This window comes from Aestuariibacter sp. GS-14, from assembly GCF_006494365.1.
Classification (GTDB): domain Bacteria; phylum Pseudomonadota; class Gammaproteobacteria; order Enterobacterales; family Alteromonadaceae; genus Alteromonas; species Alteromonas mangrovi.
Window position 1 is genome coordinate 120781 of the sequence record NZ_VHIP01000005.1, and the last position, 26559, is coordinate 147339.

Annotated in this window: 24 protein-coding genes; 16 read left to right on the forward strand and 8 right to left on the reverse strand. The window is 47.5% G+C overall.

What is annotated here, in order from left to right:
- Nucleotides 1–119: 119 nt before the first annotated feature.
- A complete protein-coding gene (locus FJ444_RS10155; protein ID WP_140958179.1) occupies nt 120–1220 on the reverse strand; it encodes a polyamine ABC transporter substrate-binding protein in 1101 nt (366 codons plus the stop codon).
- A 513-nt stretch (nt 1221–1733) separates the two neighbouring features.
- Nucleotides 1734–2645 carry a sugar phosphate isomerase/epimerase gene (locus FJ444_RS10160; RefSeq protein ID WP_140958180.1) on the reverse strand — a complete coding sequence of 304 codons (912 nt, stop codon included), beginning with the start codon at nt 2643–2645 and terminating at the stop codon, nt 1734–1736.
- Nucleotides 2646–3431: 786 nt separating this feature from the next.
- Here FJ444_RS10160 and FJ444_RS10165 point away from each other — a divergent pair.
- Nucleotides 3432–3779, forward strand: coding sequence for a hypothetical protein (locus FJ444_RS10165; RefSeq protein ID WP_140958181.1), 348 nt, complete (start codon nt 3432–3434; stop codon nt 3777–3779).
- Nucleotides 3780–3976: 197 nt separating this feature from the next.
- Complete coding sequence (locus FJ444_RS10170) at nt 3977–4840, forward strand: alpha/beta fold hydrolase (RefSeq protein ID WP_181405126.1); 864 nt, start codon at nt 3977–3979, stop codon at nt 4838–4840.
- 30 nt (nt 4841–4870) lie between these two features.
- Here the strand turns inward: FJ444_RS10170 and FJ444_RS10175 are convergent, their stop codons facing one another.
- From FJ444_RS10175 to FJ444_RS10185, 3 genes are all read right to left on the reverse strand, one after another.
- Nucleotides 4871–5848, reverse strand: a complete 978-nt coding sequence (locus FJ444_RS10175) for a DUF4382 domain-containing protein (protein WP_140958182.1) — start codon at nt 5846–5848, stop codon at nt 4871–4873.
- 211 nt (nt 5849–6059) lie between these two features.
- Entirely contained in the window at nt 6060–7751 is a 1692-nt protein-coding gene (locus tag FJ444_RS10180) for an NAD-dependent malic enzyme (RefSeq protein WP_140958183.1), read from the reverse strand.
- Nucleotides 7752–7797: 46 nt separating this feature from the next.
- Nucleotides 7798–10470, reverse strand: coding sequence for a penicillin-binding protein 1A (locus tag FJ444_RS10185; RefSeq protein WP_140958184.1), 2673 nt, complete (start codon nt 10468–10470; stop codon nt 7798–7800).
- 142 nt (nt 10471–10612) lie between these two features.
- Here FJ444_RS10185 and pilM point away from each other — a divergent pair, with 142 nt between their 5' ends.
- From pilM to FJ444_RS10230, 9 genes are all read left to right on the forward strand, one after another.
- Nucleotides 10613–11680, forward strand: coding sequence for a type IV pilus assembly protein PilM (pilM, locus tag FJ444_RS10190; RefSeq protein WP_140958370.1), 1068 nt, complete (start codon nt 10613–10615; stop codon nt 11678–11680).
- On the forward strand, nt 11668–12261 hold the full coding sequence (locus tag FJ444_RS10195) for a PilN domain-containing protein (RefSeq protein ID WP_140958185.1): 594 nt from the start codon (nt 11668–11670) through the stop codon (nt 12259–12261). The genes pilM and FJ444_RS10195 overlap by 13 nt, the downstream gene beginning before the upstream one ends.
- Nucleotides 12258–12866 (forward strand): type 4a pilus biogenesis protein PilO, encoded by a 609-nt coding sequence (locus tag FJ444_RS10200; RefSeq protein ID WP_140958186.1) that lies wholly within the window; start codon nt 12258–12260, stop codon nt 12864–12866. Before FJ444_RS10195 ends, FJ444_RS10200 begins: the two co-directional genes overlap by 4 nt.
- Complete coding sequence (locus FJ444_RS10205; protein WP_140958187.1) at nt 12863–13384, forward strand: pilus assembly protein PilP; 522 nt, start codon at nt 12863–12865, stop codon at nt 13382–13384. The genes FJ444_RS10200 and FJ444_RS10205 overlap by 4 nt, the downstream gene beginning before the upstream one ends.
- A gap of 16 nt (nt 13385–13400) precedes the next feature.
- Nucleotides 13401–15176 (forward strand): type IV pilus secretin PilQ, encoded by a 1776-nt coding sequence (locus FJ444_RS10210; protein WP_140958188.1) that lies wholly within the window; start codon nt 13401–13403, stop codon nt 15174–15176.
- Nucleotides 15177–15453: 277 nt separating this feature from the next.
- Nucleotides 15454–15969 carry a shikimate kinase AroK gene (gene aroK / locus FJ444_RS10215; protein WP_140958189.1) on the forward strand — a complete coding sequence of 172 codons (516 nt, stop codon included), beginning with the start codon at nt 15454–15456 and terminating at the stop codon, nt 15967–15969.
- A 21-nt stretch (nt 15970–15990) separates the two neighbouring features.
- Complete coding sequence (gene aroB / locus FJ444_RS10220; RefSeq protein WP_140958190.1) at nt 15991–17070, forward strand: 3-dehydroquinate synthase; 1080 nt, start codon at nt 15991–15993, stop codon at nt 17068–17070.
- A gap of 23 nt (nt 17071–17093) precedes the next feature.
- The gene (locus FJ444_RS10225) at nt 17094–18539 is read left to right on the forward strand and encodes an SPOR domain-containing protein (RefSeq protein ID WP_140958191.1); all 1446 of its coding nucleotides are present in this window, start codon (nt 17094–17096) and stop codon (nt 18537–18539) included.
- A gap of 252 nt (nt 18540–18791) precedes the next feature.
- The gene (locus FJ444_RS10230) at nt 18792–19646 is read left to right on the forward strand and encodes a Dam family site-specific DNA-(adenine-N6)-methyltransferase (RefSeq protein WP_140958192.1); all 855 of its coding nucleotides are present in this window, start codon (nt 18792–18794) and stop codon (nt 19644–19646) included.
- A 10-nt stretch (nt 19647–19656) separates the two neighbouring features.
- Here the strand turns inward: FJ444_RS10230 and FJ444_RS10235 are convergent, their stop codons facing one another.
- From FJ444_RS10235 to FJ444_RS10245, 3 genes are all read right to left on the reverse strand, one after another.
- A complete protein-coding gene (locus tag FJ444_RS10235) occupies nt 19657–19848 on the reverse strand; it encodes a DUF2970 domain-containing protein (RefSeq protein ID WP_140958193.1) in 192 nt (63 codons plus the stop codon).
- Between the two features lie 5 nt (nt 19849–19853).
- Nucleotides 19854–20111 (reverse strand): hypothetical protein, encoded by a 258-nt coding sequence (locus FJ444_RS10240; protein ID WP_140958194.1) that lies wholly within the window; start codon nt 20109–20111, stop codon nt 19854–19856.
- 145 nt (nt 20112–20256) lie between these two features.
- Nucleotides 20257–20973, reverse strand: a complete 717-nt coding sequence (locus FJ444_RS10245; protein WP_140958195.1) for a TorF family putative porin — start codon at nt 20971–20973, stop codon at nt 20257–20259.
- 355 nt (nt 20974–21328) lie between these two features.
- Between FJ444_RS10245 and rpe the strand changes: the two genes are divergently transcribed.
- From rpe to FJ444_RS10270, 5 genes are all read left to right on the forward strand, one after another.
- Nucleotides 21329–22006: a ribulose-phosphate 3-epimerase gene (rpe, locus tag FJ444_RS10250; RefSeq protein WP_140958196.1), complete on the forward strand. Its 678-nt coding sequence runs from the start codon at nt 21329–21331 to the stop codon at nt 22004–22006.
- Between the two features lie 19 nt (nt 22007–22025).
- On the forward strand, nt 22026–23033 hold the full coding sequence (trpS, locus tag FJ444_RS10255; RefSeq protein ID WP_140958197.1) for a tryptophan--tRNA ligase: 1008 nt from the start codon (nt 22026–22028) through the stop codon (nt 23031–23033).
- Between the two features lie 18 nt (nt 23034–23051).
- Entirely contained in the window at nt 23052–23672 is a 621-nt protein-coding gene (locus tag FJ444_RS10260) for an aminodeoxychorismate/anthranilate synthase component II (RefSeq protein WP_140958198.1), read from the forward strand.
- 100 nt (nt 23673–23772) lie between these two features.
- Nucleotides 23773–24933: an HDOD domain-containing protein gene (locus tag FJ444_RS10265; RefSeq protein ID WP_140958199.1), complete on the forward strand. Its 1161-nt coding sequence runs from the start codon at nt 23773–23775 to the stop codon at nt 24931–24933.
- Between the two features lie 400 nt (nt 24934–25333).
- Nucleotides 25334–26542 carry an aspartate aminotransferase family protein gene (locus tag FJ444_RS10270; protein ID WP_140958200.1) on the forward strand — a complete coding sequence of 403 codons (1209 nt, stop codon included), beginning with the start codon at nt 25334–25336 and terminating at the stop codon, nt 26540–26542.
- The last annotated feature ends 17 nt before the right edge of the window (nt 26543–26559 follow it).

Sequence of the window (26559 nt, forward strand, 5' to 3'; positions counted from 1 at the left end):
CCCGGAATAATAATAGTTACTGAATTAAAAGGGGTAAAAAACATACGTCAAAAATACTAACGTGCAAGTGATCCCCGATCAACACTGTTTATGTGTTGACCGGAGTATTGCGATATATATTAGCGGCCCGTTTTGGTGCGAGTCCACGCGCGGTTCATATTACGCGCTTGTTTATCCGAAGGCGTTTTAAGAATTAACAAACGCTCACGGGTCGCTGTTGGAGGATAAATCCCTGCATCTGTGCGAATACTTTCCTCTACCAGCTCAGTTGCAGCGGCATTCGCATTGGCATAAGCAACGTAATTGGTTACATCGGCAATTACCGCTGGTGTAAGTATGTAGTTAATAAACTCATGCGCAGCTTTGGGGTTTGGTGCGTCAGCAGGAATTGCCATTACGTCTGTCCACACAACCGCACCTTCAGAAGGTACTAAATAAGCAATGTTTACACCATTATCCGCTTCAGCAGCGCGGTCACGGGCTTGTAAAATGTCACCCGAATAGCCGTGAGCAACACAGCTGTCGCCATTGGCCAAATCGTTGATGTATTGCGAACTGTGGAAGTAACGAATATGCTCGCGAACATTACTCACCACTTTAGCTGCTTCTTCAGTGGCAGCAGGGCTAAAATCAGTGGTGTCCTTGCCTAAGTAAGCGCGTGCAGCCACAAACACCTCAGTAGCGTCGTCCATCAGGCTCACACCACAGGCAGACAGTTTCGACACAATAGCCGGATCGAACACCAGTCGCCAAGTATCCAAAGGCATGTCGTCACCTAAAATGGCTTTTACTTTATCCAGGTTAATCCCAATGCCTGTAGTTCCCCACATATAAGGCACCAGATATTGGTTACCCGGGTCGATATCGTTGAGCGACTTAAGAATGATTGGGTCCAAATTACCGTAATTGGTGAGTACCGATTTGTCGATTGGCTGATACAGCTTCGCCCTTACGTGACGATCAGCAAACGGGCGCGCCGTCGGGAATACCAAATCATAGCCGCTTTTTCCGGCCAGGATTTTAGCTTCCAGAATCTCGTTAGAGTCATATACGTCGTAGGTTACTTTTATTGTGCTGCTCTTTTCAAAATCAGCTACCGTGTTTTCGGCAATATAATCCGACCAATTGTAAATATGCAGTTCTTCACTGGCATTAACCGTACTCACAGTGGCAGTAAGCGCCATTGCAGCAACGCTGTTTACTAACTTAGACATTTTCATTGATAAACGACTCCTGAATAAAGAATTACGTTGTCATCTCGAGTGATACCAATCTACTTATTTTGCCTCGGCGCTGACGCGCTGAATATGAAAGAAAAACGTCGAAAAAAAAAGAATTATTTTCGCTTACCCGACATTTTTTTTGCATGCTCATGATTGGTGCATTCATTGGTGAATTTGTGGCTGTATTCCGCTGTGGCATTCCACCACCTGAAAACAGGCAAATACCCTGTCCCGAACCGCTGCTGACGCCAGACTTGTTTATCATAGTTCAGTTACGCGATATGCCAATTAAATCAATAGTAATACTCTTTTTACACTGGCTGGCATGGGTTGTATTGTCGATCGTGGCTGCCCCGGGAAACGAACCGCAAACACATGAGAGTATAAAGAGATTTCAGCACAATCGCTAAACAGGGTTACCACTCCTCTCCTGTGTATATGCTAGTCATGCTGTTCAATAACAACTTACTGAATTCGCATCAACTAACAGGCGTTAGTACGATGGCGCAGCTAAAAATGCGACGCCAGATGTGCTTTAAAATACGCGGCACTGGCCGCAGCGCTTTCCAGCGGTGAGCTGGCAAAATTTCCGCCCTGCTCAATATAGTAATAACGCAAACCTGACTCAGAAGGATTAGGCAACACCGACGGATAATCAATACTGCCATTACCCAGTTCAGTGTAATCCCGGGATACTTTATCCATATCTTTGATATGCCACATTACGAAACGACCGGGGTATTTTTCTACCAACGCTTTGGGAGTGGTTTTGGCAGCATGACTTACCCAGTACATGTCCATCTGCATTTTTACCAGATCGGGATCGGTTTGATTTAACACCATGTCGTACCCAGACTGACCGGTGTGCGGATCAACAATCTCAAATTCAAATCCATGGTTGTGATAAGCGAACTGCAATCCGGCTTTTGACACCTGCTCGCCAATGCGATTCAATATGTCAGGCAGTCTTTTAAAGGTGTCCAGGGTACGTTGTTCGGGTGCCATCCAGGGCCAGGTAATAAACGGGGTTTCGAGTTTTTTAGCACCTTTAAGACACTGTGCTACAAATGCATCCATTTCAGCCTGCGATTTGGCAAGATAAGGCGCAAATCCATAATGACCGCTCGACGCGGTTAACCCCAGTTCATCCAGTGTGCGTTTAAAATCTTTCGCAGATAACCCGTAGTAACTAACTGAGTCCGGCTCAAATCCGAATACCTCGAAGTCCCGATAACCCATGTCCTTTAACGCTAACAACGTAGACCAGGGAGAACGCTGCATGTCTTTATTCACACTGTAGAGCTGATAGCCCAACTTGTATTCCTGTTTTGAGGCAGTGAAAGCCTGAGCCAAACCAGAAGGAAGTAATAACGAGGAGGTAACTGCTGCACCGGAATAACGCAAAAAACGACGACGATCCATGTTGAAAAGCCTGAATTATCAGTAATGAGTAATAAAATGCAGGTTAACATTTGGCTAACATATCAACAATGAATAAGTGCCCTTCAAACCCGGAAAGGTTGAGATTGCCTGCGAAGGTAATACCAATTCACCACCTGTTTGCTTAGAGGCTACTGTGGATTGCGCCTCCGGAGTATGCTTGCACTTGCTTTTCACCTTGCTTTCATTTTCAATAATCAAGGTATTCACAATGAGTCATGAGCGCATTTACGCCGGTCTGCTTTGCCATTTTGTGCTCAGTACCTGCACCCGAAATTGAAAATACTGGTTTCTACAAGGAAGGTAAAAGCCGTGAACACTACAATAGACAGGAAGTTTTTCGCTATCAAATTTGCACTCGCAGGTATTGTGGTAACCATTTTGTCTTACGCTATGCTTGTGCTGTTTTTGCCGAATGAAAGTTCGCAAACAATCCTGACACTATGTGTAATGATGTTTGGTGCGCCATTTCTACTCTCTTCCCTCCTGGCATCAATGACTGTCCGGGCCAATGTGAACGCCCTGAAGGGAATGACAATCGGCTTACTTGTCGTGTCCGTATTGATATCGCTATATTCCCTGTCGATAGTCATTTTTTACGATGGAGCCGGAGCAAATATTGGAGGGTTGGCCGGATTACTGTTGTCGCCTATTTGCTATTGCGTTGGTGGATATTTAGGGTGGAAGTCCAGAGGCAGATTGTGAGACTGAGTCAATCAGGACAGATGACGTTGATGTTAACAAGTGACCAACCGGGAGATTAAACAGATGAAAATATATGGCGTGATCATGCTTGGTACTGCACTTCAGGGATGTTCAATGTTAGGTGCCGTTCTCGACAGCAAAATGGGCGAATCAAGCAGCGCACAACATCAAAATTCAAGCCTGGCTAAGCAGCGTTTAGAGAATGACAGCTCGCTTTCGGGACTTGGCGGGGAAATTGATTTAGCAATTTTAAACTATGCGCTTACCGGTGAAACACCACAAAGTTCGCCTCAACCTCAAAGTTGTGACGACCTATCGGGTGCGCAAAAGAAAAATTGCCTCGCCAAGGTTAAACAAATAAATGACCAAATCAGAAAACATCTTAAAAAAACAAACCTTAAGGACGAATAGCGGTGGCGCCTGCAAGTGTAGCTTTCGACTGGTTATCATACTAACACGGCTTGAATGCGCTACCTGAGTACAGGCGATACAGAGCAAATACGCTAACCGTCAACATGTAATCACCATTTATCTTATTGTCACTTACACACTTGCTTCGCTATAATGCCAACTGGTTAGACCAGAACGCATACATACAATAACATTCCATGACCATACCTAAGCCAATCACAATTACCTGTGCCGACGGCGTTAAGCTGGCAGCAACACTCTACCCGGCGAAACGACTGGCGACAGGCGCGATTATGCTGGCTCCCGCCACCGGCATAAGTCAGCGCTTTTACCAGCATTTTGCCAAATACCTGAGCGAACAGGGCTTTGCCGTGCTGACATACGATAACAGGGGCATTGGTGAGTCTGACAAACACAAGCAGGTTATGCGCCAGGCTTCGTTGCAAAGTTGGGGTGAACTGGACATGCCTGCGGTACTGGATGTACTAAAAGAACTGTATACAGACTTACCGCTGCATTTAATTGGCCACAGTGCCGGAGGTCAGTTGGTTGGACTTATGCCGAACAGCCACCAGCTACATAGCTTTGTTACCTTTGGCAGTTCATCTGGCAGCTTACGTAATTTTCAGTGGCCATATAAGTTTAAAGCGCATTTTTATATGAACTGCTTTATTCCGCTAACCAATCTGCTGTTTGGGCAGACGCAGTCTCACTGGGTCGGTATGGGCGAACCGTTGCCTAAGCGTGTTGCGTCACAGTGGCAAAAATGGTGTAACGGTCAGGGTTATGTGAAAACCGAGTTTGGCAAAGGCGTAAACCAACATTATTACGATGAGTTAACTCAACCTTCGCTATGGCTGACCGCTACTGATGATGAAATAGCCCGCCCGCAGAATGTAGACGAAATGCTGGCTGTTTACAGCCGCTTGAAATCAGAGAAAAAATCGTTGGATCCTGCCACTTACGGTCTGGACCATATCGGTCACATGCGCTTTTTTTCACGTCATTGCCTGCCATTATGGTCTATCGCCAGTCAGTGGCTGCAAAAGCAAACGGCATAAAAAAGTGGGCAGTCCCTTGCCCACCAAGGGTTAAAGCGATAATACCGTTTCGTTACCTGCGCTAATGCTGGTTTCGGTAACCAACTGGAAATTGAATCCGTCTTCCGCATTTTCATCTGATTCTGGTAAGTCTGCATCGGCAAGACAACTGAATGCGACTGTGTAATCGCCCGCAGGCAGATAACCTGCAACATAACGGTAAGTGTCTGAAGACGCCTCGTAATTCACTGTTGCAATGGCGTAGGGTGAAATTTCGGCAGCATTCTCCGGGCTATCCGCATCGTCGCCCAATAAACCTGCATCTAAATTAGTACTGTTGTAGATATAGACGGCATTCCCCACATCACTGTCGGCTTTTACACTGCAATCAGCATGCGTGATTAAATCGGTTGAAACCGTGCCGCTAAGGGTCCCCACCTCGCTATTAGCAACCAAACGTACACCACGTGGCTTAAGGAAATAAGTAGACGTTTGCCCAACCGGATCAACAACGCTCTTGCGCAAGTCAAATTCCACGGTATAAGCAGCCTCAACATTTGGCAGTGCAACAAATCCGTCCAATTTTAATTCTCCGCTGGGTACAGATAAGTTAAACGTACCTGCGTCGGTAACGATATAAGAATCATCGGTTACCACCAATCGCAACTGAGAATACGTGCCCAACGGGATATCAGTCGCAGCAACAATTTCTACAAAAGCGTTGCCCTGATATTGCAATAAATCAATGGCCCTTGGGTCGCCATTGCCGTCGCGAACATCAAACGTTTGATTACCGCTTTCTCCAATCAATTCCACCGCATCGAAATACACCACCACTTCACTTGCCTGATCAACTGGTGCATCTGACACCGCCAGCGAAAATGAGGTGCTATCGGGCTGACTGTCCGGGTTATTAACGTTGGTATTGTTGGAACCAGAACCGCCGCACGCTGCTAGCGTTCCAACAAGTGAACTAATTAAAACGGCCTGGGTAACCGGCTTAAGACTATATTGACGTAGTGACAACATAACTACTCCTGCTTGTTTTTATTTATCTTTACAGAGCAAGGGGTATCAAGGCGTATGCCAATTACAACAAAAGTATAAGTATCATGGCGTTAGCGTAATTAAATTAATTGAAGAGAGTTAAAACAGTGTGAAAGTGTTGCAATATCGCTACAGAAATTACACGGTTCAGGCAAATAAAAAGGGCAACATGACGTTGCCCTGGGAAAACGAGTTAAATACTGACTCGCTTGTATGGCCGGTATTCCGCCCGCCAGAAATTGCGTTCAATACTAGCCAGAAGATTTTCATCGGTCTGTTCCAGTGCCAATCCCTGCTGCATCGCCACCTTGGCCACCGCAAAGGCAATATCGCGACTCAGCTGCGAAATCTTGCGCAATGGTGGCAATAACTGCCCTTCACCGGTATTCGCCAACGGCGACGCATCTGCTAACGCATTACTGGCAGCCATTAGCATTTCGTCACTGATCAAACGGGCTTTCGCCGCGATAACACCAAGGCCAATACCTGGGAAGATATAGCTGTTATTGCACTGGGCAATCGGATAAGACTTACCCTTGTATTCCACTGGCTTAAACGGGCTGCCGGTGGCAATGATCACATCACCTTCGGTCCATTCAATTACCTGCTCCGGACGCGCTTCTACCTGACGTGATGGATTGCTGAGAGGGAATATGATGGGCATATCACTATTGCGTTTCATCGCTCGGATAACCTGCTCAGTGAACAATCCAGGCTGTCCCGACACACCAATTAACACGTCAGGTTGTGCACAATTCACTACATCCAGAAGCGATGGATATTCTCCACTGAAAGACCAGTCTTTCACTTCGTCGGCGGTATGCTGCAATCGCTGCTGGAAATCACGCAGGTTTTCCTGTCCTTCCATTACCAGGCCAAAACGGTCAATCATAAAGATTTTCTTGCGCGCTTCGGCATCCGGTAAACCTTCATGAACCATTTGCTGGATCAACATCTCCGCAATACCACAACCTGCCGAGCCAGCCCCCACAAACGCGATATTCATTGAAGACAGCTTTGCTTTACGCATGCGGCACGCAGCCAGAATAGTGCCTAGTGTAACCGCAGCAGTACCCTGGATATCGTCGTTAAAACAACATACTTTGTGGCGGTAGCGCTTTAACAACGGCATGGCGTTGGGCTGGGCAAAGTCCTCAAACTGCACCATAGCTTCGGGCCAGCGTCTGCTAACTGCACGCATGAACATGTCGAGGAATTCGTCGTATTCTTCCTGACTAATCCGCGGATGGCGCGCGCCCATATACATGGGGTCATTCAGTAGCTTTTCGTTGTTAGTGCCTACATCCAGCATTACAGGCAGCGTGTAGGCGGGAGAAATGCCTCCGCAGGCAGTGTACAGCGACAGTTTGCCGATTGGGATCCCCATACCACCTATGCCCTGATCACCCAGGCCAAGAATACGTTCACCGTCGGTCACCACTATCACTTTTACTTTACGCTTGGTGGCATTGCGTACGATATCATCGATTTGATGTCTTTCTTCCCAGCTAATGAACAAACCACGGGAACTGCGATAGATATCGGAAAACTGTTCACAGGCATCCCCTACCGTTGGGGTATAGATGATCGGCATCATCTCTTCAATGTGTCGCTGGATAAGGCGATAGAACAGGGTTTCGTTAGTATCCTGAATAGCGCGAAGATAAATGTGCTTATTCAGTGGCTCGTCGAAAGAGCTGTACTGCATGTACGCCCGCTCTACTTGCTCTTCGATGGTTTCGTAACGGGGCGGTAACAAACCAGTAAGGTTAAACGCGGTTCGCTCGCGAGCAGTAAACGCACTGCCTTTGTTCAGCAGTGGCGTTTCCAGCAACGAAGGTCCCGCGTGAGGGATATACAGATAGCGCTTATCGTCATCAGACATTGTAATTAACCATTTATTTTTTATGCATTGCCGTTTGGCGCAAACGTTAGAAAATTTCCTCTACGTCTACACTTTCCTCATCCTGCTGTGCCGGATCGTCGATGTCATCTTCCAGAACATAAACGGTCGGCTCAGTGCCCCGCAGGAAATATTCGAATAGTGTGGTATGGTCGGTGCGTCGGGTCAACTTCCCACTGGTACGATCAATGCGAACGCGCACAATGTCATCGGGTACCGGCATGGGTGCTTCAGGCACGCCATCCAACGCAACTTGCATAAATCGGATCCAGGCTGGCTGCGCGGCGTTGGCACCACTTTCTGCGCCAACCAATGCGTTACCAATCCAGCCAAACCTGTCTGGATTGCGCTCGGCCAATGGCCGGTTGTAGGCAGCCCGACCTAACTGACGGCTCATATCGTCAAATCCCACCCAGGCAGTTGCAACCAGATTGCGGTTGAATCCACTGAACCAGGCATCGCGGGAATCATTGGTAGTACCCGTTTTACCAGCCAAATCTTCGCGACCAAGAATATTACTTGCCCGCCAACCTGTTCCTTGCCAGCCCGTTTTCTTGCTGTAGCTGCCGTTGTAACGCACTGCTGAACGCATCATTTCAGCCACTAAAAATGCGTTTTGCGATGAAATTACCTGCGGAGCCGGAATAATCTCGTCTTCGCTTTGCGATTGAGTAGCAGGAGACTGATTAAGCTCTGCGGCAAGCAGCGCCTCAATATCTACCTCTTCACTTTCCGGCTTCGCTGCTGTGTTGCGTTTCTCGGCACAGTCACCACATGCCACTACGGGCTTGTGTTTCCAAAGCACTTCACCCATTTCATTCGCCACGCGGTCAATAAAATAGGGCTCAATTAAATAGCCGCCATTGGCAATAACAGCCATACCGCGCACAATTTCCAGCGGGGTATGAGAACTGGACCCCAATGACACAGTTTCATCACGGTGTATGTCGGCCCGGTCGAGGCCAAATTTTGTGAGGTGATTGATTGTGTTATCCAGACCAACGCCCCGTAATAAACGCACCGATACTACGTTTTTAGACTTACCCAGAGCTACACGCATGCGGATAGGGCCATCGTATTCAGCTGGAGAATTTTGCGGCCGCCAGGCTACGCCTGTGGCTTCGTCCCATTCATTAATTGGGGCATCATTGATCACGCTGGCAATGGTATAGCCATACTCCAGTGCCGCTGAATAAATGAATGGTTTGATATTTGAACCAACCTGACGTTTTGCCTGGGTTGCCCGGTTAAACTGACTCTGATAAAAGCTGTAGCCACCCACAATGGCCTGCACAGCGCCATTGTGGGGATCCAGCGCCACAAACGCACCGGCCACATCGGGTAGTTGCGCGAGTCGCCATTGGCCGTCCATTTCGCGGATATACACAACGTCACCAGGCGCTACGATTTCACCTGCGGTTTGAGGTGATTCCCCCTGACGGTTGTCACTTAAGAAGGGACGCGCCCAATCCATGCCTTCCCATTCAATTGCCCGCTCCACTCCTGAAATATCGCGGGTAATAAAACGTTGTTCTTCTACTTCTGTTACCGCTACCGGAAAAACAAAACCATACGCACCAGCGCTGTCGAGCGCTGCCATGATCTGCTCCTGGCGAATATCACACGGCCAGTTGGTGTAAAGCGCAGGCGTTTCACATTCATCAACCGATATTCCGGCTAACGCAGCATCGGTTTGACGCGAGGCTTTTTTCGGGTCAGGCTTGGGCCATAAACGCGCAACTGCTCCGCGATAGCCATGACGCTCATCGTAGTCATGCAGATTTTGCTTCACTGCACGCTGAGCAGCCTGCTGCATTGCCGAATCTGCTGTAGCGTAAACCTGATAGCCGCCCGTTTCTGCCTCTTCTTTACCGTACAGCTCAACCATTTCACTGTAGATGAGGTCAGCCAGATAGGGAGCATCCACTTCTATTTCAGCGCCGTGTTTCTTCGCCGTTACAGGCTCATTCAGTGCCTCATCGAATTGTTGGCGAGTGATGTAACCTTCATCCAGCATACGGAGCAATACAATTCTGCGGCGCTCCAGCGAGCGTTCGGGACGACTGATGGGATTTAATACCGAAGGCGCCTGCGGTAACCCCGCCAGGGTAGCCATTTGTGCCAGCGTTAGTTCATCCAGCTTCTTTCCATAATAAACCTGTGCCGCGGCACCAAATCCAAATGACCTGTGCCCAAGCTCAATTTTATTCAGGTAAAGCTCGAAGATTTCGTCTTTGGTTAACTCCGCTTCCATATGAAACGAAATAAACACTTCCTTTATTTTGCGAATAAATGTCTTTTCGCGGGTAAGGAAGAAGCCCCGGGCTAACTGCTGCGTAAGGGTACTGGCACCCTGACTTTTCTCACCAGTAACAACCAGGTTAATGAAAGCGCGCGTGATGCCGATAGGATCAATACCAAAATGCTCGTAAAACCGATTGTCTTCGGTAGCCAGAATTGCCTTTTTAAGTAAATCTGGCGTTTCGTCCAGTGTTACTGGAATCCGTCTTTTGACACCGTATTGGGAAATCAATTTGCCGTCGTGCGTGTAAATTCGCATCGGTGTTTGCAAGCGGACATCCTTAAGGATAACCACGCTGGGCAGATCAGGTTTGATATAGAAATAGATACCCGTTAGTACAATGCTTCCGAGCAGTGCGGCAAGAATGCCGAGTTTTAATAAGATTTTAATGTACTTCACGATGCAATATTTCAGGGCTTTTTTGCCAAAATGACTTATATTTTATACCTAAGTGTATTTATTAGAACCATTTAATAGAAAAAAATTCAGTAACATCATATGGTAGAAATTTACGCAGGCACTCAAAGGCACGGTTTATATGTTGAAATCGCTGTTTAAAAAGAAGCAACCACCCATTGTCGGGCTCGACATTGGTACGCGTTGTATTAAAGCAGTGGTGCTGGAAGGTAGCGACGGCGATTACACGCTGTCTGCCTTTGCCTGCGAGCCCATAATTAAAGATGCGTTTCGCGAGCGTGAAATTACCGATATGGAAGCGGTGAGTCTTGCGCTTCGCAAAGTAAGAAAATCGATGAAGAGTAAACTCAAACCCGCTGCTATTGCTGTTGCGGGTGCATCGGTGATCAGTAAAGTAGTCCATATGGAACCCGATCAGACCGACTTTGAACTGGAAGGCCAGATAGAAGTAGAGGCCGACAGTCTTATCCCTTACCCGCTTGAAGAGGTGTACCTGGACTTTGAAGAACTGGGTATGAGTATTACGCATGCTGGTAAAGTCAATGTACTGCTTACTGCAGCCCACAAGGATATTGTGATGCTGCGTTCTACACTAGTTCGCGAACAAGGCTTTGAACCTTTGGTGGTAGACGTGGAAGGCTATGCACTGGGCAATGCCATTGACCATTTCTATCCAAACAAAGCGGAAAATGAGCGGATTTGCTGCATTAATATCGGCGCATCACTACTGCAAATGTGCGTATGGCAGGCGGGTCAGGTGCTGTACAGCAAAGAACATAACTTTGGTGTGGATATGCTTATCCAGGACCTGGCACTCGTCCACATGCAGGATCGCAAAGACACCGAAGAGCAGCTGATAAACCAGCAGTTACCGGCTAATTGGGAACTCGCAACCCTACCGGTATTTGCGGCCAACCTTCAGCAACAAATTAACCGCGCGCTACAAATGTACATGAGTACGGTGCACGCCGACCGTCCCGACCGCATTCTGATTTGCGGTGCAGGCGCCGTTATGCCCGCACTGGTTGAAACACTTAAACAGGATTTAGGTATCGACGTTGATATTTTTGACCCCTTCACACAAATGAAGATGGGTGACAAAGTGAATCCTGAGCAGGTTAAACAGCTGGCTCCTATGATGGTTATTGCCGCAGGATTGGCGAGCAGAGGGTTTTCGTCGTGGCACATATAAACCTGCTTCCCTGGCGTGAACAGCGCCGTCAAAAACAAAAACAACAGTTCCTGGTAACGCTGGCATTGGTAGCCGTATTCTGTGGACTGGTGTTTTGGATTGTTGGCCAGGTAATTGAAACGCAAATCAGCAATCAAAACACCCGTAACCAATACCTGCAAAATGAAATAACCGCGCTGGAAAGCCAAATCGCCGAGATTAAACGCATTAAGGAAAGCAAGGCGGCAATTGAACAGCGCATGGCACTGATTGAACAGTTACAAAGCAGCCGAAACATCACACCAAACGTGTTGGATGAGCTGGCACGACTGGTGCCCCCAGGCGTGAGCTTCAAATCTATGATCCGCAAAGGTGCAGAAATTGAAGTACGCGGTACCAGTGAATCAAACAACCGTCTGGCCGAGTTTATGCGTCAGTTGGAGCGCTCCAAAGTTTTCAGTGCTGGCGACCTGTCTTCGATTGTAGCGGACACCAGTGCAAGTGATTCGGTAAGCGAGTTCACCCTGACTTTCTCGATAAGCCAGGTACTTGCAAATGCTCAGCGCGAAGCTGAACAAAAATCCAAGGGAGGCAAAAAATGAAGTTTGATGTGTCTCGCCTGAAAGAAATGAACGATCTGGATTTTGAACAGGTTGCGGTATGGCCGTTTGAAATAAAAGTAGTGGTTTCGCTGTTTGTAGCGGTAGTGATTTGCGCAATCAGCTACTTTGCCATTATCAGCCCCAAATTGCCCATGCTGGACGCGGCAGAGCGTCAGGAAGCCGAACTCAAGTTACAGTTTGAAGCCAAGTACCGTCTGGCAGTAAACCTTGCTGCATATAAAAAACAACTGGCGCAAATTGAAGAAGACTTTTCGTCGATGCTGAAGTCGTTGCCTACCCGCAACGAAACACCCGGCCTGCTGGATGATATTACATACGTAGGTACCAGCGCGGGACTGACATTCCGGTTAATAAACTGGGAAAATGAAATTCCTAAAGAGTTTTATACCGAATTGCCGATAAAAATCGAAGTGAATGGTGGTTATCACAATATCGGCGAGTTTGTGTCAAAGGTGGCAGCATTACCGCGCATCGTTACCATGCACGATTTTGAACTGAAAGCCGAACAAGACGGCCTTAAATTGAGCTTGCTGGCTAAAACCTACCGCGCAGCAAACACCAAAAACGAAGGGGACAAAAAATGAAGCCCTTACGTTCGCTGGCTATATTGGTTTTAGTAGGCTTAACAGCAGGTTGTGCTCCGCAAATGGATGATTTAGTTGCTTACACAGATCAGGTGAAGCAAACTACGCAATCTCGTATTGAGCCATATCCTGAATTTACGCAGCAACCGGCTTTTATTTACGGAGCCTCTGAATTCAGAAGCCCGTTCATGCGACCCAAACGCGAAATGGCTCCCATAGTTATGCAAACCAAAGCGAACTGTACCCAGCCAGATTTAAGCCGGACAAGAGAGCCATTGGAATCTTACGGTATAGATGCGTTGCAATTAACCGGTAGCTTCCGGTCGAACGGCGCGAATTGGGTATTGTTTAAAACTAATGATGGCAACTTGTATCAGGCCAAGGTGGGTAACCGTATCGGGTTGTTTTTTGGCAGGATTATAAACGTTCAGAATAACAGCGTAATCATCGAAGAATTAGTGCCGGATGGCACCGGATGCTGGCAGCGCAAAGAAACAACGCTCGCGATGGGTTCGTGAGCAGGAGATAAATAAGATGTCTAAGCGATATATCTTTAACGAAAGACTGAACAAGCGCAGTAAACGCCGCACCTGGCTGGTTGGCCTGGCGGTTACCTTATTGCTTGCCAATGTCGTTGCGTCGGAATTAAACGCACAGGAATCTCCTCAATTACTGAACCCCAACGCCGCACAAGAATCTGTTTTTCAATCTGCGTTAAACGACATTGCTTTTACCCGCAGCGCAAAGCAAAGCGCGGTAACAACCTTTACGTTTTCGAACAGCAAAAGTCAGCCACAGCTTATTGAAGCAAAAGGAAAGTTAGTACTTACTTTACCTAAAACGGAATTAGGTGAAGACCAATTGGTTGAATTGGACGTAACAGAATTTGGTACGCCAGTAACCAGCATTGAGACTTTTCAGGAAAAAGAATCATCGCGCGTGGTATTTAACTACGAAGGAAAAGTAACCGCCAGCACAGAGCAGGATGGTAAAACACTGCGGGTAATCATTATTCCAATGAGTGCCGATCAGGTAGCCAGCCTGGCAAGCAGTAAGTATGAAGGCGAACCGATTTCGCTGGATTTCCAGGACGTCCCCGTTCGTCAGGTGCTGCAAATTATTGCCAAAGTTAACGGCTTTAATCTGGTGACTACTGATACCGTTACGGGTAATGTCACCATTAGCCTCACCGGGGTACCCTGGGATCAGGCGCTGGATATGATTCTGAAGATCAAAGGTCTGGATAAGCGTCGTGAAGGCAACATTCTGCTGATTGCGCCCAGCGAAGAATTGTCGCAACGGGAAACGCAAAAACTACAAAGCGACCAGCAGGTAGCGCAACTTGCTCCATTATCTTCAGCCAGCATTACCGTAAATTATGCAAAGGCAATCGAGCTGGCAAATATTCTGAAAGCCAGTGAAGGTAGCGGCGGCATCTTAACCGAGCGCGGTACAGTAACCGTAGACGAACGCACCAACACCATTTTGGTTCGCGATACCATAGAATCCATTGATGAAGCCAGAAAAGTAATTTCATCACTGGATATTCCGGTTAAACAAGTACTTATTGAGTCGCGTATGGTAACTGTGCGCGACAACGTTGGAGAAGACTTCGGTGTACGCTGGGGATTCTCTGACCGTCAGGACGACAACGGCATTTCAGGTTCACTGGAAGGCGCTGACACTATTGCAAGTGGCGTAGTGCCTGATTTAAGTGACCGACTGAACGTTAATTTACCGGTAACCAGTGCAGCAGGCGCAATTGGTTTTCAAATTGCGAGCCTGGCAGACGGTACTATTCTTGATTTAGAACTGTCGGCACTGGAAACGGAAAACAAAGGTGAAATCATTGCCAGCCCGCGCATCACCGTTGCCAATCAGCAAGAAGCTTACATTGAGCAGGGTACTGAAATTCCTTATTCTCAAGCCACTTCCAGCGGTGCCACCTCGGTAGAATTCAAAAAGGCCGTACTGAGTCTGAAAGTAACCCCTCATATCACACCGGATAATCGTATTATTTTGGATCTGGTGGTTACGCAGGATACCCGAGGCGAAACCGTTGCAACGGCAACCGGCGATGCCGTTGCCATTGATACACAGGAAATCAAAACCCAGGTACTGGTAGAGAATGGCGAAACCATTGTGTTGGGAGGCATATTCCAGCAAGTAAACAGCAATGACGTTAGCAAAGTACCGTTGTTTGGTGATTTACCGGTAGTCGGCGCGCTATTCAGAAACAGTTCCACTGTTTATCAAAAACGCGAGTTACTAATATTTGTGACCCCCAAAATTGTAACAGAGGACCTTTAGCCCCTATGAAAAATAGGGGTATTGGTCAGCCGCAACATAATTTTGCTGTTTTTTTGTTGCGCACAGCGTTGATTTCCCCCTTGATTTCAAAACATCCACCCCAATGTTGCAACAACACTTGCATAGCGGTCTGAGAAACTGAGATAATCCCGCTCTCGAAATTTTTACGAGGTTGAGTATATGTGCTTATTAGCAACAAAATAAGCACGTGTGAATGGGTGGTTGAGAAACTCAGTTAACGCACCCTTAACATTGATGAGTTGTGAAATAAGCAAATATGGCTGAAAAACGTAATATCTTTTTGGTTGGTCCAATGGGCGCAGGTAAAAGTACCATTGGTCGTCATTTAGCAGATGAATTACATCTGGAATTCTACGATTCTGATCAGGAGATTGAACGTCGCACTGGCGCTGATATTACCTGGATTTTCGATTTAGAAGGCGAAGAAGGTTTCCGCAAGCGCGAAGAGACTGTCATTAACGACCTTACCGATAAGCAAGGCATTGTATTAGCAACTGGCGGTGGTTCTATTATGACCAAAGCAGTTCGCAATCGTTTATCGGCTCGCGGCATCGTAGTGTATTTACAAACAACAATCGACAAGCAGGTCGCCCGCACTCAGCGCGATAAGCGTCGTCCATTATTACAAAAGGACGATCCAGAGCAGGTATTAAGAGATCTGGCTGAAAAGCGTAATCCACTGTACGAAGAAGTGGCTGATTACGTGGTGGATACCGATGATCAATCTGCCCGGGCAGTGGCAAATCAAATCATCAGCAAAATCGGATTATAAATTTTTTTAGGAGCTACCCCGGTGTCAATCTTAACTGTAGAACTTGACGATCGTAGCTACCCAATCCAGATAGAAGCCGGCTTACTAAACCAAGCCGGCTTTTTTGTGCCTTACATAAAAGGTCCGCGGGCAGTTATCGTTACCAATGAAACCATTGCCCCTTTGTATCTGGAAAAGGTTATTGCGGCTTGTGGTGACAAGCAGGTAGATGTAGTCACATTGCCCGACGGCGAACAATACAAAACCTTAGAGCAATTTGAAGTGGTGATGACGCGATTGCTTGAAATGAACGCTGCGCGCGATACCACACTGATTGCGTTGGGTGGTGGTGTAATTGGTGATCTGTGTGGCTTCGTGGCCGCCACTTACCAGCGGGGTGTACCCTTTATTCAGGTACCTACTACCCTGCTCTCTCAGGTTGATTCATCGGTGGGTGGCAAGACCGCAGTAAATCATCCGCTGGGCAAAAACATGATTGGCGCGTTTTATCAGCCCATTTTGGTTGCTATTGATATCAACACGCTCAACACGCTGCCAGCACGTGAATTTTCAGCAGGTATGGCCGAAGTGATCAAATACGGCATCATTTACGACAATGCCTTTTTTGAATGGTTGGAGACCAATCAGCAAGCGCTCAGGGAGTTGGATCAATCCGCTTTAGCGCACGCGATCTTCCGCTGCTGCCAAATAAAAGCAGAGGTGGTGGCCCAAGATGAACGCGAAGGTGGCATTCGCGCGTTACTGAATTTGGGACACACCTTTGGCCATGCCATTGAGGCCGAGCAAGGCTATGGCAACTGGTTACACGGCGAGGCCGTTGCGGCTGGTATTATCCTTGCTTGCAAGACAGCAGAGAAGCTGGATTGGCTAACACCGTCAGAAACCCGTCGGGTTGAGGCGTTGCAACAGGCATTTGATTTACCGGTTGCCGGACCCAACACCATGTCTTACAACGATTATATGCGTCATATGGCTCGCGACAAAAAAGTTGAGGCCGGACACATTCGCTTTGTCATTCCGCAAGGTATCGGGCACGCGGTGGTAACAAAGAACGTCAGTGAAGCCATACTGACAGAGTTGTTAAGCCAACCAGCAGGTTAATTACAAGCTATAAGGTTTACAACGTGGCGTCTGAACTGCATGACCGACTGGAATATCTGGTCAATTATTCGTCTCAGCTAATTTTTGTTAGCGGCGACTCTATTGCAGAACAGCAGCGCACGCTTGAATCATTTGTATTTCAACAGGCCGACAATACTGAGTTGGCCTTTATTACTGCCAACGAAACTATGCAGGTTGCGGATTATCGCCGCGATGTGTGCCGTCAGTTATTAGGTCAAGTGGTCGGGAGCTTTGTAAGGCCACTCAATGAGCTACTTGCCGAGCTTAATCATCACAATGGCCCGGTACTGATCACCATTACCAACGCGCAGTTTTTACCTAACCAATTCTTACAGGAATTGTGGGAATTGGTACTACAAAGCCGGTTCGCCAACAATAAGCAGCACCTTAATGTTTTACTGTTCGGCGAATCCGAATGGGCAGAACAAGCCAAACAATGGCTACCCGCCAAGAATACCGATACACCACTACTTATTAGCAGTCAGTCTGTTAGCCGTGACAGTTATGGTAGCGAGGTAGACAAGTTACTGGCGCAGCGCAGAGCAGCATTTGAGCGTTACAGACAAGCGAAAGGATTGGCACATATAGAAACACGGCCGAATCGGCTTCGGTCTCCGTTGGTTTGGCTGGTAATCAGTGCAGTGTTTATTTCCTCTTTTGTTGCCTTATTAGGCTGGCAATATGGGGCCACGCTAAGCACTTTGTTCAATCCTATTGAGCAGCACTCTGATAGCGCGAATGTGCATAGCGCAAACGAAGTAGCGTTATCTTCACAGGCATCCTTGCCCAGTCAGACCATTAGCGTACCGATGCAAACCGACAGCTCAGACGACACAACTCTGCAAGCAGAACAAACGAATAATCGAGTTGTAAGCAGTTTCAGCGACGCAATGAACGCACTGCCTACGCAGTCCGAAATCGTTGAGCAACAAGAAGATACTGTGCCCGAATTGACGGCAGCTGCCAGTTTGCCCACTGCACTTTCTACTTCATCTGCAACGGAGTCTGACCCGGCCAAAACAGAGCAGAGTCAGGATGTTAGCCTGAAGGAAGATACACATGAACAAGCCAGTGTCGCCATGCCCAGCCAACAGCCCGAAGCAACGCTTAGTGCTGAGGCAATCACCAGCAATGACGCGGCCGATACCTCTGTCGTAAGCCTGTTGTCGGCTGTAGATGCAGCCAGCTATTATATTCAGATAGCAGGTATGAAAGACTTACCATTGGCAACGAGCTTTTTAAACGACCACAATCTCACCTCCAACGTAACAGTATACAAAACTACACGCTATGGCGGCGATTGGTATGTGCTGTTATGGCAAACCAGCGCGGCGTCTTTGCAGCAGGCCAGAGGAATGATTGCAGCGCTGCCAGCTTTTCCAGGCCGGGATACGGTTTTTGTGAAGTCCGGAAGGCAAATCCAACGCGAACTCAACGCTTCAAACTAAATTTTTACGGTTTCTGGAAATTGCTGGTTGTCGGGATCCGCTGTGGTCGCTACAATCATGGTTTATCTGGGTTAAACAGGTTATATACCAAATCGCATAGAAGTTTGCCCTCTCAGAGTGACCCCTGAGGGCGAGTCGAAACTTCTATGTAAATTGGTATTACAGCTTCATTTTTAATATGTGCGCTGTCATGGCTATGCTTTACACGAAGACTAATAATCAATAAATCGTCAGTGAGTAGTTACTAACATAATGGCAATTAATAAAAACCGGGCGTTCCTCAAATGGGCAGGAGGCAAATACAGCCTGGTAGAAAAAATCAACGCGCAATTGCCAGCAGCGAACAAACTCATTGAACCTTTTGTTGGCGCCGGGTCGGTGTTTCTCAACTCAGATTACCCTCAGTATGTCCTCAACGATATTAATCCGGATCTAATCAGTCTGTACAACCTGCTAAAGCAGCAGCCAGATGCGCTGATTAATGATGTGAAATCGTACTTCACGCCGAAAAATAACGACGAGACCACCTATTACGCGCTGCGTGAAGAATTTAACCAAACGACAGATGAACATTACAGAGCATTGTTGTTTGTGTACTTAAATCGCCATGGCTACAACGGATTGTGTCGCTATAGTTTGAGTGGCCGGTTCAACGTGCCCTTTGGCCGCTATAAACGTCCGTATTTTCCCGAACGCGAAATGTATGTGTTTGCGGAAAAGTCGCAGAAGGCAAAATTTACCTGTTTGCCATTTGAAAAGGTGTTTCAGCGCGCCCGCAAAGGCAGTGTGATTTACTGCGATCCGCCCTATGCCCCCATCAGTAAAACGGCACTATTCACCAGTTATGCTGCAAAGCAATTTAGCCTGGCGTGTCAGCACAAGTTGGCTACCCTGGCCAAACGCGCCGCATACAAACGTGACATACCCGTACTGATCTCAAATCACGATCTACCGTTAACCCGCCAGTTATACAATGGCGCACGCATTTCAACATTAAATGTGAAACGCTCAATCAGTCAAAACGGCAGTAAACGCAATGCAGTAAGTGAGTTGCTGGCGTATTTCGACGACACACCAGTCATGCCCATCAGTAAGCCGAAGGCTTAGCGCTTGTAGTTTAGGGTATAATCCATTGCACAAGTGCAATGAGAGACAAGACAAACAGCACCACAAATACAATACCTACCGCAATGTAGACTTTCGCATCCGGCTGAGAGAAATCGCTTTGATATTTCTTCTGACTTTGCACGCCAAAGGCACTGGCTAACACGCTTTGCACTACTTGCAGTAAACCGGGTTTACTGGCCATATTGCTTATTCGCTTTCCGAGCCTTTCTGGCGAGACAACAATTCCAGCAGATCGAGATAGTGGAATCGGTAAGATGTAGAGCGACCTGTTAACCAGCTCATCCAGCTCACTTGCTCGGCTTGCTGTTGCACATCTGTGCAAGGAGGCTGACACTCTGTTGCAGTTAATTCGCGGCTATCCGTTGCCAGGTGAAATGTACCTACCAGCAAGCCCACAGTTAAAACTGTGCTTGATACCCGCCATTTGAGGTTTTGTTTAATCATTCACTTATCTACCCAGTAGATTCCATTGGCGTAATTATAACCAGATACGTCCGTGTGGCAACGAAAAGATCATCCAAAAGTACAAAGGCCATGCATTTCTGCATGGCCCCGTACGCACAACAAATAATTTTTAAGCGATTATCGCTTACAGTTCGAAATCTACTGCGTAAGAAACAGTGAACTTCATGCTGTCGTTGTCGTATGCATCCGGACCTGAATCGTCCAGGTCAGTACCGCTGATCATGAATCCGAAACCGTCTTTAGACAGGCTCAAAGAGTAATCGATGTAGTCTCCTGGTACGCCATTGAACGCTTCAGAGAAATCACCCTGGTGAGAACCAATATGTACACCTACTTCTGTACCGTTTTCCAGTGCATAAGCATAGTTAAGAGATAAGTAAGTAGTTGAACCAAAACCGAAGTCCTGACCTGGCTCTTCATCTGGCTCAGCATTTGCCAACACGTACAGCGTTGCACTGAAGTTACCATAACCTACAGTACCGTAAATTTCACCAAAGTCGAAACCAGCTTCTGTGTCGTAGTTGTAGTACAGGTAACCAACGTCATAAGAAATGTCGCCTGACTCACCTGAGTAACCAAAATAAATATCGTGCTCATAAGAGTACACATCGTCTGCACCGTACTTAACGTTAGATGCCCATGTACCAGCATAGAAGCCGCTGTCGCTTGCGTAGTCGATACCACCTTGTACCGCAGCTTCGTTCATGGTTTGAGTAAGACCGCGCCAGATGTAGTTGTTAGTAACGCTAATGTTAGCCGATACGCTATCCGCCAGGGCAGCAGTAGACGTCAGGCAAGACCCAACAACAGCTAAAGTTACCAATGTTTTGTTAAATTTCATGTGTGTTCTCCGTAAATTAACTTTGCATAAGTGTTTTTAAATCACTTTCTGTCTATGGTTCTTGTTATTGTGTTTTGCATATACGCAAACTTGATGCCCAATTAAAACCCTTCAAAAAAATCATCAAAATTAAACTTAAACTATTGATAAAAAACATTTTTATTTTAAAAAAATATTTTCATTGCTAGATTCACATGAACTCCATGACGCCCCAAGCGCACCACAATAGTGCACCCTCACCAATAAAGGGCGGCATTTCACCTTTTGCCCACACACATAATCCGGTAAAATTTAGCCGATCACCGCGCGCTGAATAAACGCTGTGCGCCAGGGCCTGAACAACCAAAGGTAAGGTATGAAAGATTTTCTGATAGCTCCGTCAATTTTGTCGGCGGATTTTGCTCGTTTGGGTGAAGATGTAGAAAAGGTATTGGCAGCCGGTGCCGATGTAGTCCACTTTGATGTAATGGACAACCACTATGTGCCTAACCTCACCTTTGGCCCAATGATTTGTAAGGCCCTGCGGGACTATGGGATTACTGCCCCCATTGATGTTCACCTTATGGTGTCCCCTGTCGACGCACTGATAGAACAGTTCGCCGACGCCGGTGCCACCATGATTAGCTTTCATCCGGAAGCCAGTCAGCATGTAGATCGCAGCCTGCAATTAATAATCGACAAAGGGTGTCAGCCGGGATTGGTATTTAACCCTGCCACACCACTCTCTCACCTCGATTACGTAATGGAAAAGTTACATCATATTTTGTTGATGTCGGTAAACCCGGGTTTCGGCGGGCAGTCATTTATTCCCAACACGCTGGATAAACTGCGCGAAGTTAAGCAACGAATCGTAGATTCAGGGCGAAATATCCGTTTGGAAGTTGACGGCGGAGTGAAAGTCGATAATATCGCAGCCATTGCAGCAGCAGGCGCAGATATGTTTGTGGCCGGCTCAGCTATCTTTAATCAACCTGATTACGCCACCGTGATTCAGCAAATGCGCAACGAACTGGCTTCGGTCAACGCCCGGTAATAACAGTAGGTAATAATTCATGAGTGTAAAACCAATCGTACTTAGCGGCTGTCAGCCGTCCGGTCAATTAACCCTTGGCAACTACATGGGCGCATTGAAGCAATGGGTAAGCATGCAGGACGACCACGACTGTTTATACATGCTGGTAGATTTACACGCCATTACTGTACGTCAGGAGCCTGAAAAACTGAAACAAGCCTGCCTGGACGGCCTGGCGCTTTATCTGGCGTGCGGTATCGACCCGCAAAAAAGCACACTTTTTGTGCAGTCACACGTTCCTGAGCACGCGCAGTTGGCCTGGGTACTGAACTGTTATACACAGATGGGTGAGCTCAATCGCATGACCCAGTTTAAAGACAAGTCTGCCAAAAACGCATCCAATATCAACGTAGGCTTGTACAGCTACCCGGTGCTGCAGGCTGCCGACATTCTGCTGTATCAGGCCGACAAAGTACCGGTTGGCGAAGACCAGAAGCAACACCTTGAACTGACCCGCGACGTAGCGACACGCTTTAACAATATCTATGGCGATACGTTCCGCCTGCCCGACCCTTACATCCCGGAATTCGGCGCACGTATCATGAGTTTGCAAGAGCCTGACAAAAAGATGTCGAAGTCTGACACCAACCCCAAAAATTACATTGGGTTGTTGGAAGATCCGAAAAAGCTGTCGAAAAAAATCAAGAGCGCCGTGACCGACTCGGATGAACAAGCCCGCATTTACTACGACCCAGTCGAAAAAGCTGGTGTGAGTAACCTGCTGACCTTATTGTCGCTGGCCACTGGTAAGTCGGTTGAAGCCTTAGTACCTGAGTACGAAGACAAAATGTACGGACACTTGAAAGGCGATGTAGCAGATGCAGTAGTAGCATTACTTGAACCTATTCAGCAACGCTACCATCAGTTCCGTGAAGACCAGGCGTATCTCAACCAGGTAATGCGAGATGGTGCAGCCAAGGCACAGGCGAAAGCCAGTAAAACCCTGGCCGCAACCTACGAAGCACTCGGGTTTATTGCAAAACCGTAAGCAAGTTGCGAGTACCACTTGTTATTGCTCATCGACAATTATGATTCGTTTAGCCATAACCTGGCGCGCTATTTTGTTGAGCTGGGTTGTGAGCTAAAGGTCGTCAGAAACGACGAAGTCAGTTTGGAAGACATTGCCGCAATGCCTTTGCAAGGCATTGTGATTTCACCCGGCCCCTGTACCCCAGACGACTCAGGTATTAGTCTGTCAGTCATCAGCCATTTTGCCGGTAAGTTGCCATTACTCGGCGTATGTTTAGGGCATCAGGCGATTGGGCAGGTATTTGGTGCGCAGGTGGTTGGCGCGCAGCATATCCGGCACGGCAAACTGTCACCCGTTGCGCATAACGGCCACCCGCTGTTTGCCAATATCCCGGAGCTCTTTACCGTAACACGGTATCATTCACTGGTAATATCACCTCAGAGTTTACCAGAGTGTCTGGAGGCGTTGGCCTTCAGCCAGGATGGCGCAGTACCCGAAATCATGGCAATTGCTCATCGCTCCTTACCAATATGGGGGCTCCAGTACCATCCTGAGTCGCTGTTAACCGAGTATGGTCATCAGGTATTGGATAATTTTTTAGCACTTGCGAACATTTCAACACCGCATCAGGCCAGGCTTTCGGTAGAGCAGCCGTAATTAAGTTGCAGCGATTTAGGATTCAGCCGATACTCACTGTAATGTGTTCAATACCAATTCATTTCCAACCCGAAGAAAATTTGGAGTAACCCCTTCGCTTATGGTTGAGCAATTACTAGCGCCACCGTCCATTGCAGAACGTTTCGACTACTGGCTCATTGCGCCAGAGCGGGCAAATGAAATGATCGGCAAACGTGCACCAGGTGAGGTGAGTTACGCGGAATCAGAGCAAAGTTATACCCGCAGGCAACTGCTGAAGGTAGAAAAAACCGCTATACGCGACAAACTTCAATCCGCGAAGGTGAAAGCTGAATATCTGGCTCAAATCAATCAGCAGGTGCACACGCTGATAAAGAAGAAGTTTATCCAGGCAATAAGCGATACACCTGGCATATTAGACAAACAGCTCAACTGGCAGGACAATTCCACCGATTTAATAGACTTGCTCACCACACCCTCTGCAACCATAACCAAAGTAGAAGCCATAGCGGCTGGTATGCCCTGGTTGTACGATGAACTATTAAAGTTGGTTAATGCCCCTCAGAATCGCAAACGCGATGCCCGCGGCATGGTGATTGTAGTGGACACCCTGAAAACTGCACTGAGCTTTATGGGTATTGATAATGTGAAAGTGGTATTGCCGGCACTGATGTTCAGACAATCGGTGCCGCTCATTACCGATCCATTTCCACAAGTGAAACACAAAACCGTTGAGTACACTCTAACCTGTGCCAGAACGGCAAAAGAGATCGCCCCGCAGTTTGGCGCCAAACCCTATCATGCCTACTTGCTGGCGATGTTGAGCCAGTTGGGCCGCAGTGTGGTTTTAAAACTGTACTTTAAGCTGTTTGAACAAGTGCATTTTGATTTTCTACAGCATGCGCAAAAAGCCAAACTACGCGACCTGCATGGTGCACTTACACAGTTGCTGCCCGATCCGGCCCAATGTATCAGCCTGGTGAACCAGCACAGCGACAAGCTGTCGATGCATCTGCTTGAACAAATGGTATTCAAACGTATTGATCTAAGCACTCCCCTGCATCAATTCCTACAGGAACCCGACGAGGAAGATATCCTCCCACTGGCAAAGACGCTGCAACAGAGCCGCTATTACACCAAGTTTCGTATGCTCAGTGACGCCAAGCTGTTCTTAGAAGATGAAGCAAGGGTATTTCAGGCTGGCAGTGCCATTCACTCCGATACCTTTGAATCCTTACAACGCACAGCATTATCGCAATTACCCGTTGTGGCTGAACTGTAGCCACCTTTTCGTTTCAATTTAGGCGATATAACCCGCAATTTGCTTAATTGTGCTCCGATGAAAGCACTAAACGGCCACGCTTCCCTGGACACTCACCTTTCATAATCATTCAGGCGTAAACTAATCTTTACACGCATTTAAATCAGGGAGCAGCGCCCTGCATGTCGCTTCCTCTGAGTTGATTATTTTCCAGCCTATTCATTTACGTGGATAGTTATTCATATATTATGCAAAACAAGCCGTAACCCTTGATTTTACTGTGTTTGCGAGTACTGAATTGACAAGACAAAGGGGTTTTATGCTGGCATACTGGAACGCTTTGATACACATTATTCCGCTGAATTTCGTTAACAAATTGATAAAACGAAACACCAGCTTATCCACAGTTAGAGGTGAAAAGATGCACGTAACCCGGAGTTTATTTGATGAAGTCATGGTACCGAACTACAACCCTGCCAGTATGGTGCCGGTTCGCGGCCTGGGTTCGCGAGTCTGGGATCAGGACGGCAACGAGTTTATCGACTTTGCAGGTGGTATTGCCGTAAATGCATTAGGTCACTGTCACCCTGAATTGGTGAAAGCACTGACTGAACAAGCCAATAAATTATGGCACCTGAGCAACGTGTTTACTAACGAACCCGCATTGCGTTTGGCCAAGAAATTAACTGAGCACACGTTTGCCGAGCGCGCTTATTTTGCCAACTCTGGTGCCGAGGCGAACGAAGCCGCACTGAAGCTGGCCCGTCGCTATGCGCTGGAGAAGTTCGGTGAGCACAAACAGCAAATCATCGCATTTAACCAAGGCTTCCACGGACGTACTTTCTTTACCGTTACAGTAGGTGGTCAGGCGGCCTATTCCGACGGATTTGGTCCTAAGCCAGGCGCGATCGACCACTGTGCCTACAATGATTTAGCTGCGTTTGAAGCGCTGATTTCAGACAATACCTGTGCAGTAATGATGGAACCTTTACAAGGTGAAGGCGGTATCATCTCTCCAACTCCCGAATTTATTAAGGGTGTGCGTGAACTGTGTAGCAAGCACAACGCACTGTTAATTTTTGACGAAGTGCAGTCAGGTGTGGGCCGTACCGGTCATTTATATGCTTACATGGGCGTGGGCGTTATCCCTGACATTCTAACGTCAGCCAAGTCATTAGGCGGCGGTTTCCCAATTGGTGCCATGTTGACTACCACTGAAATTGCCTCACACCTGAAACCGGGTACGCACGGCAGTACTTACGGTGGTAATCCATTAGCTTGTGCAGTAGCCGAGCGCACATTCGACATCGTGAATGATCCGGCGGTACTGGAAGGCGTAAAACGCAAGGAACAGTTGTTCCGCGATACGCTGGCAACCATCAATAATAAGCACAAAGTGTTTAGCGAAATTCGCGGTAAAGGCATGCTGCTAGGCTGTGCGTTAAACGAAGATTTTGCTGGTCAGTCCCGGGCTTTCCTGGACGCCTCTACTGCACAACAACTCATGTGTCTGGTGGCCGGCGCCAACGTTGTTCGTTTCGCACCTTCGCTTATTATTCCTGATGAGGATATTGCAGAAGGATTGGTGCGCTTTGAAAAAGCCATTGCCAGCGTAGTCGCTGCCAAGTAACGGTAAGTGAGCTGAGC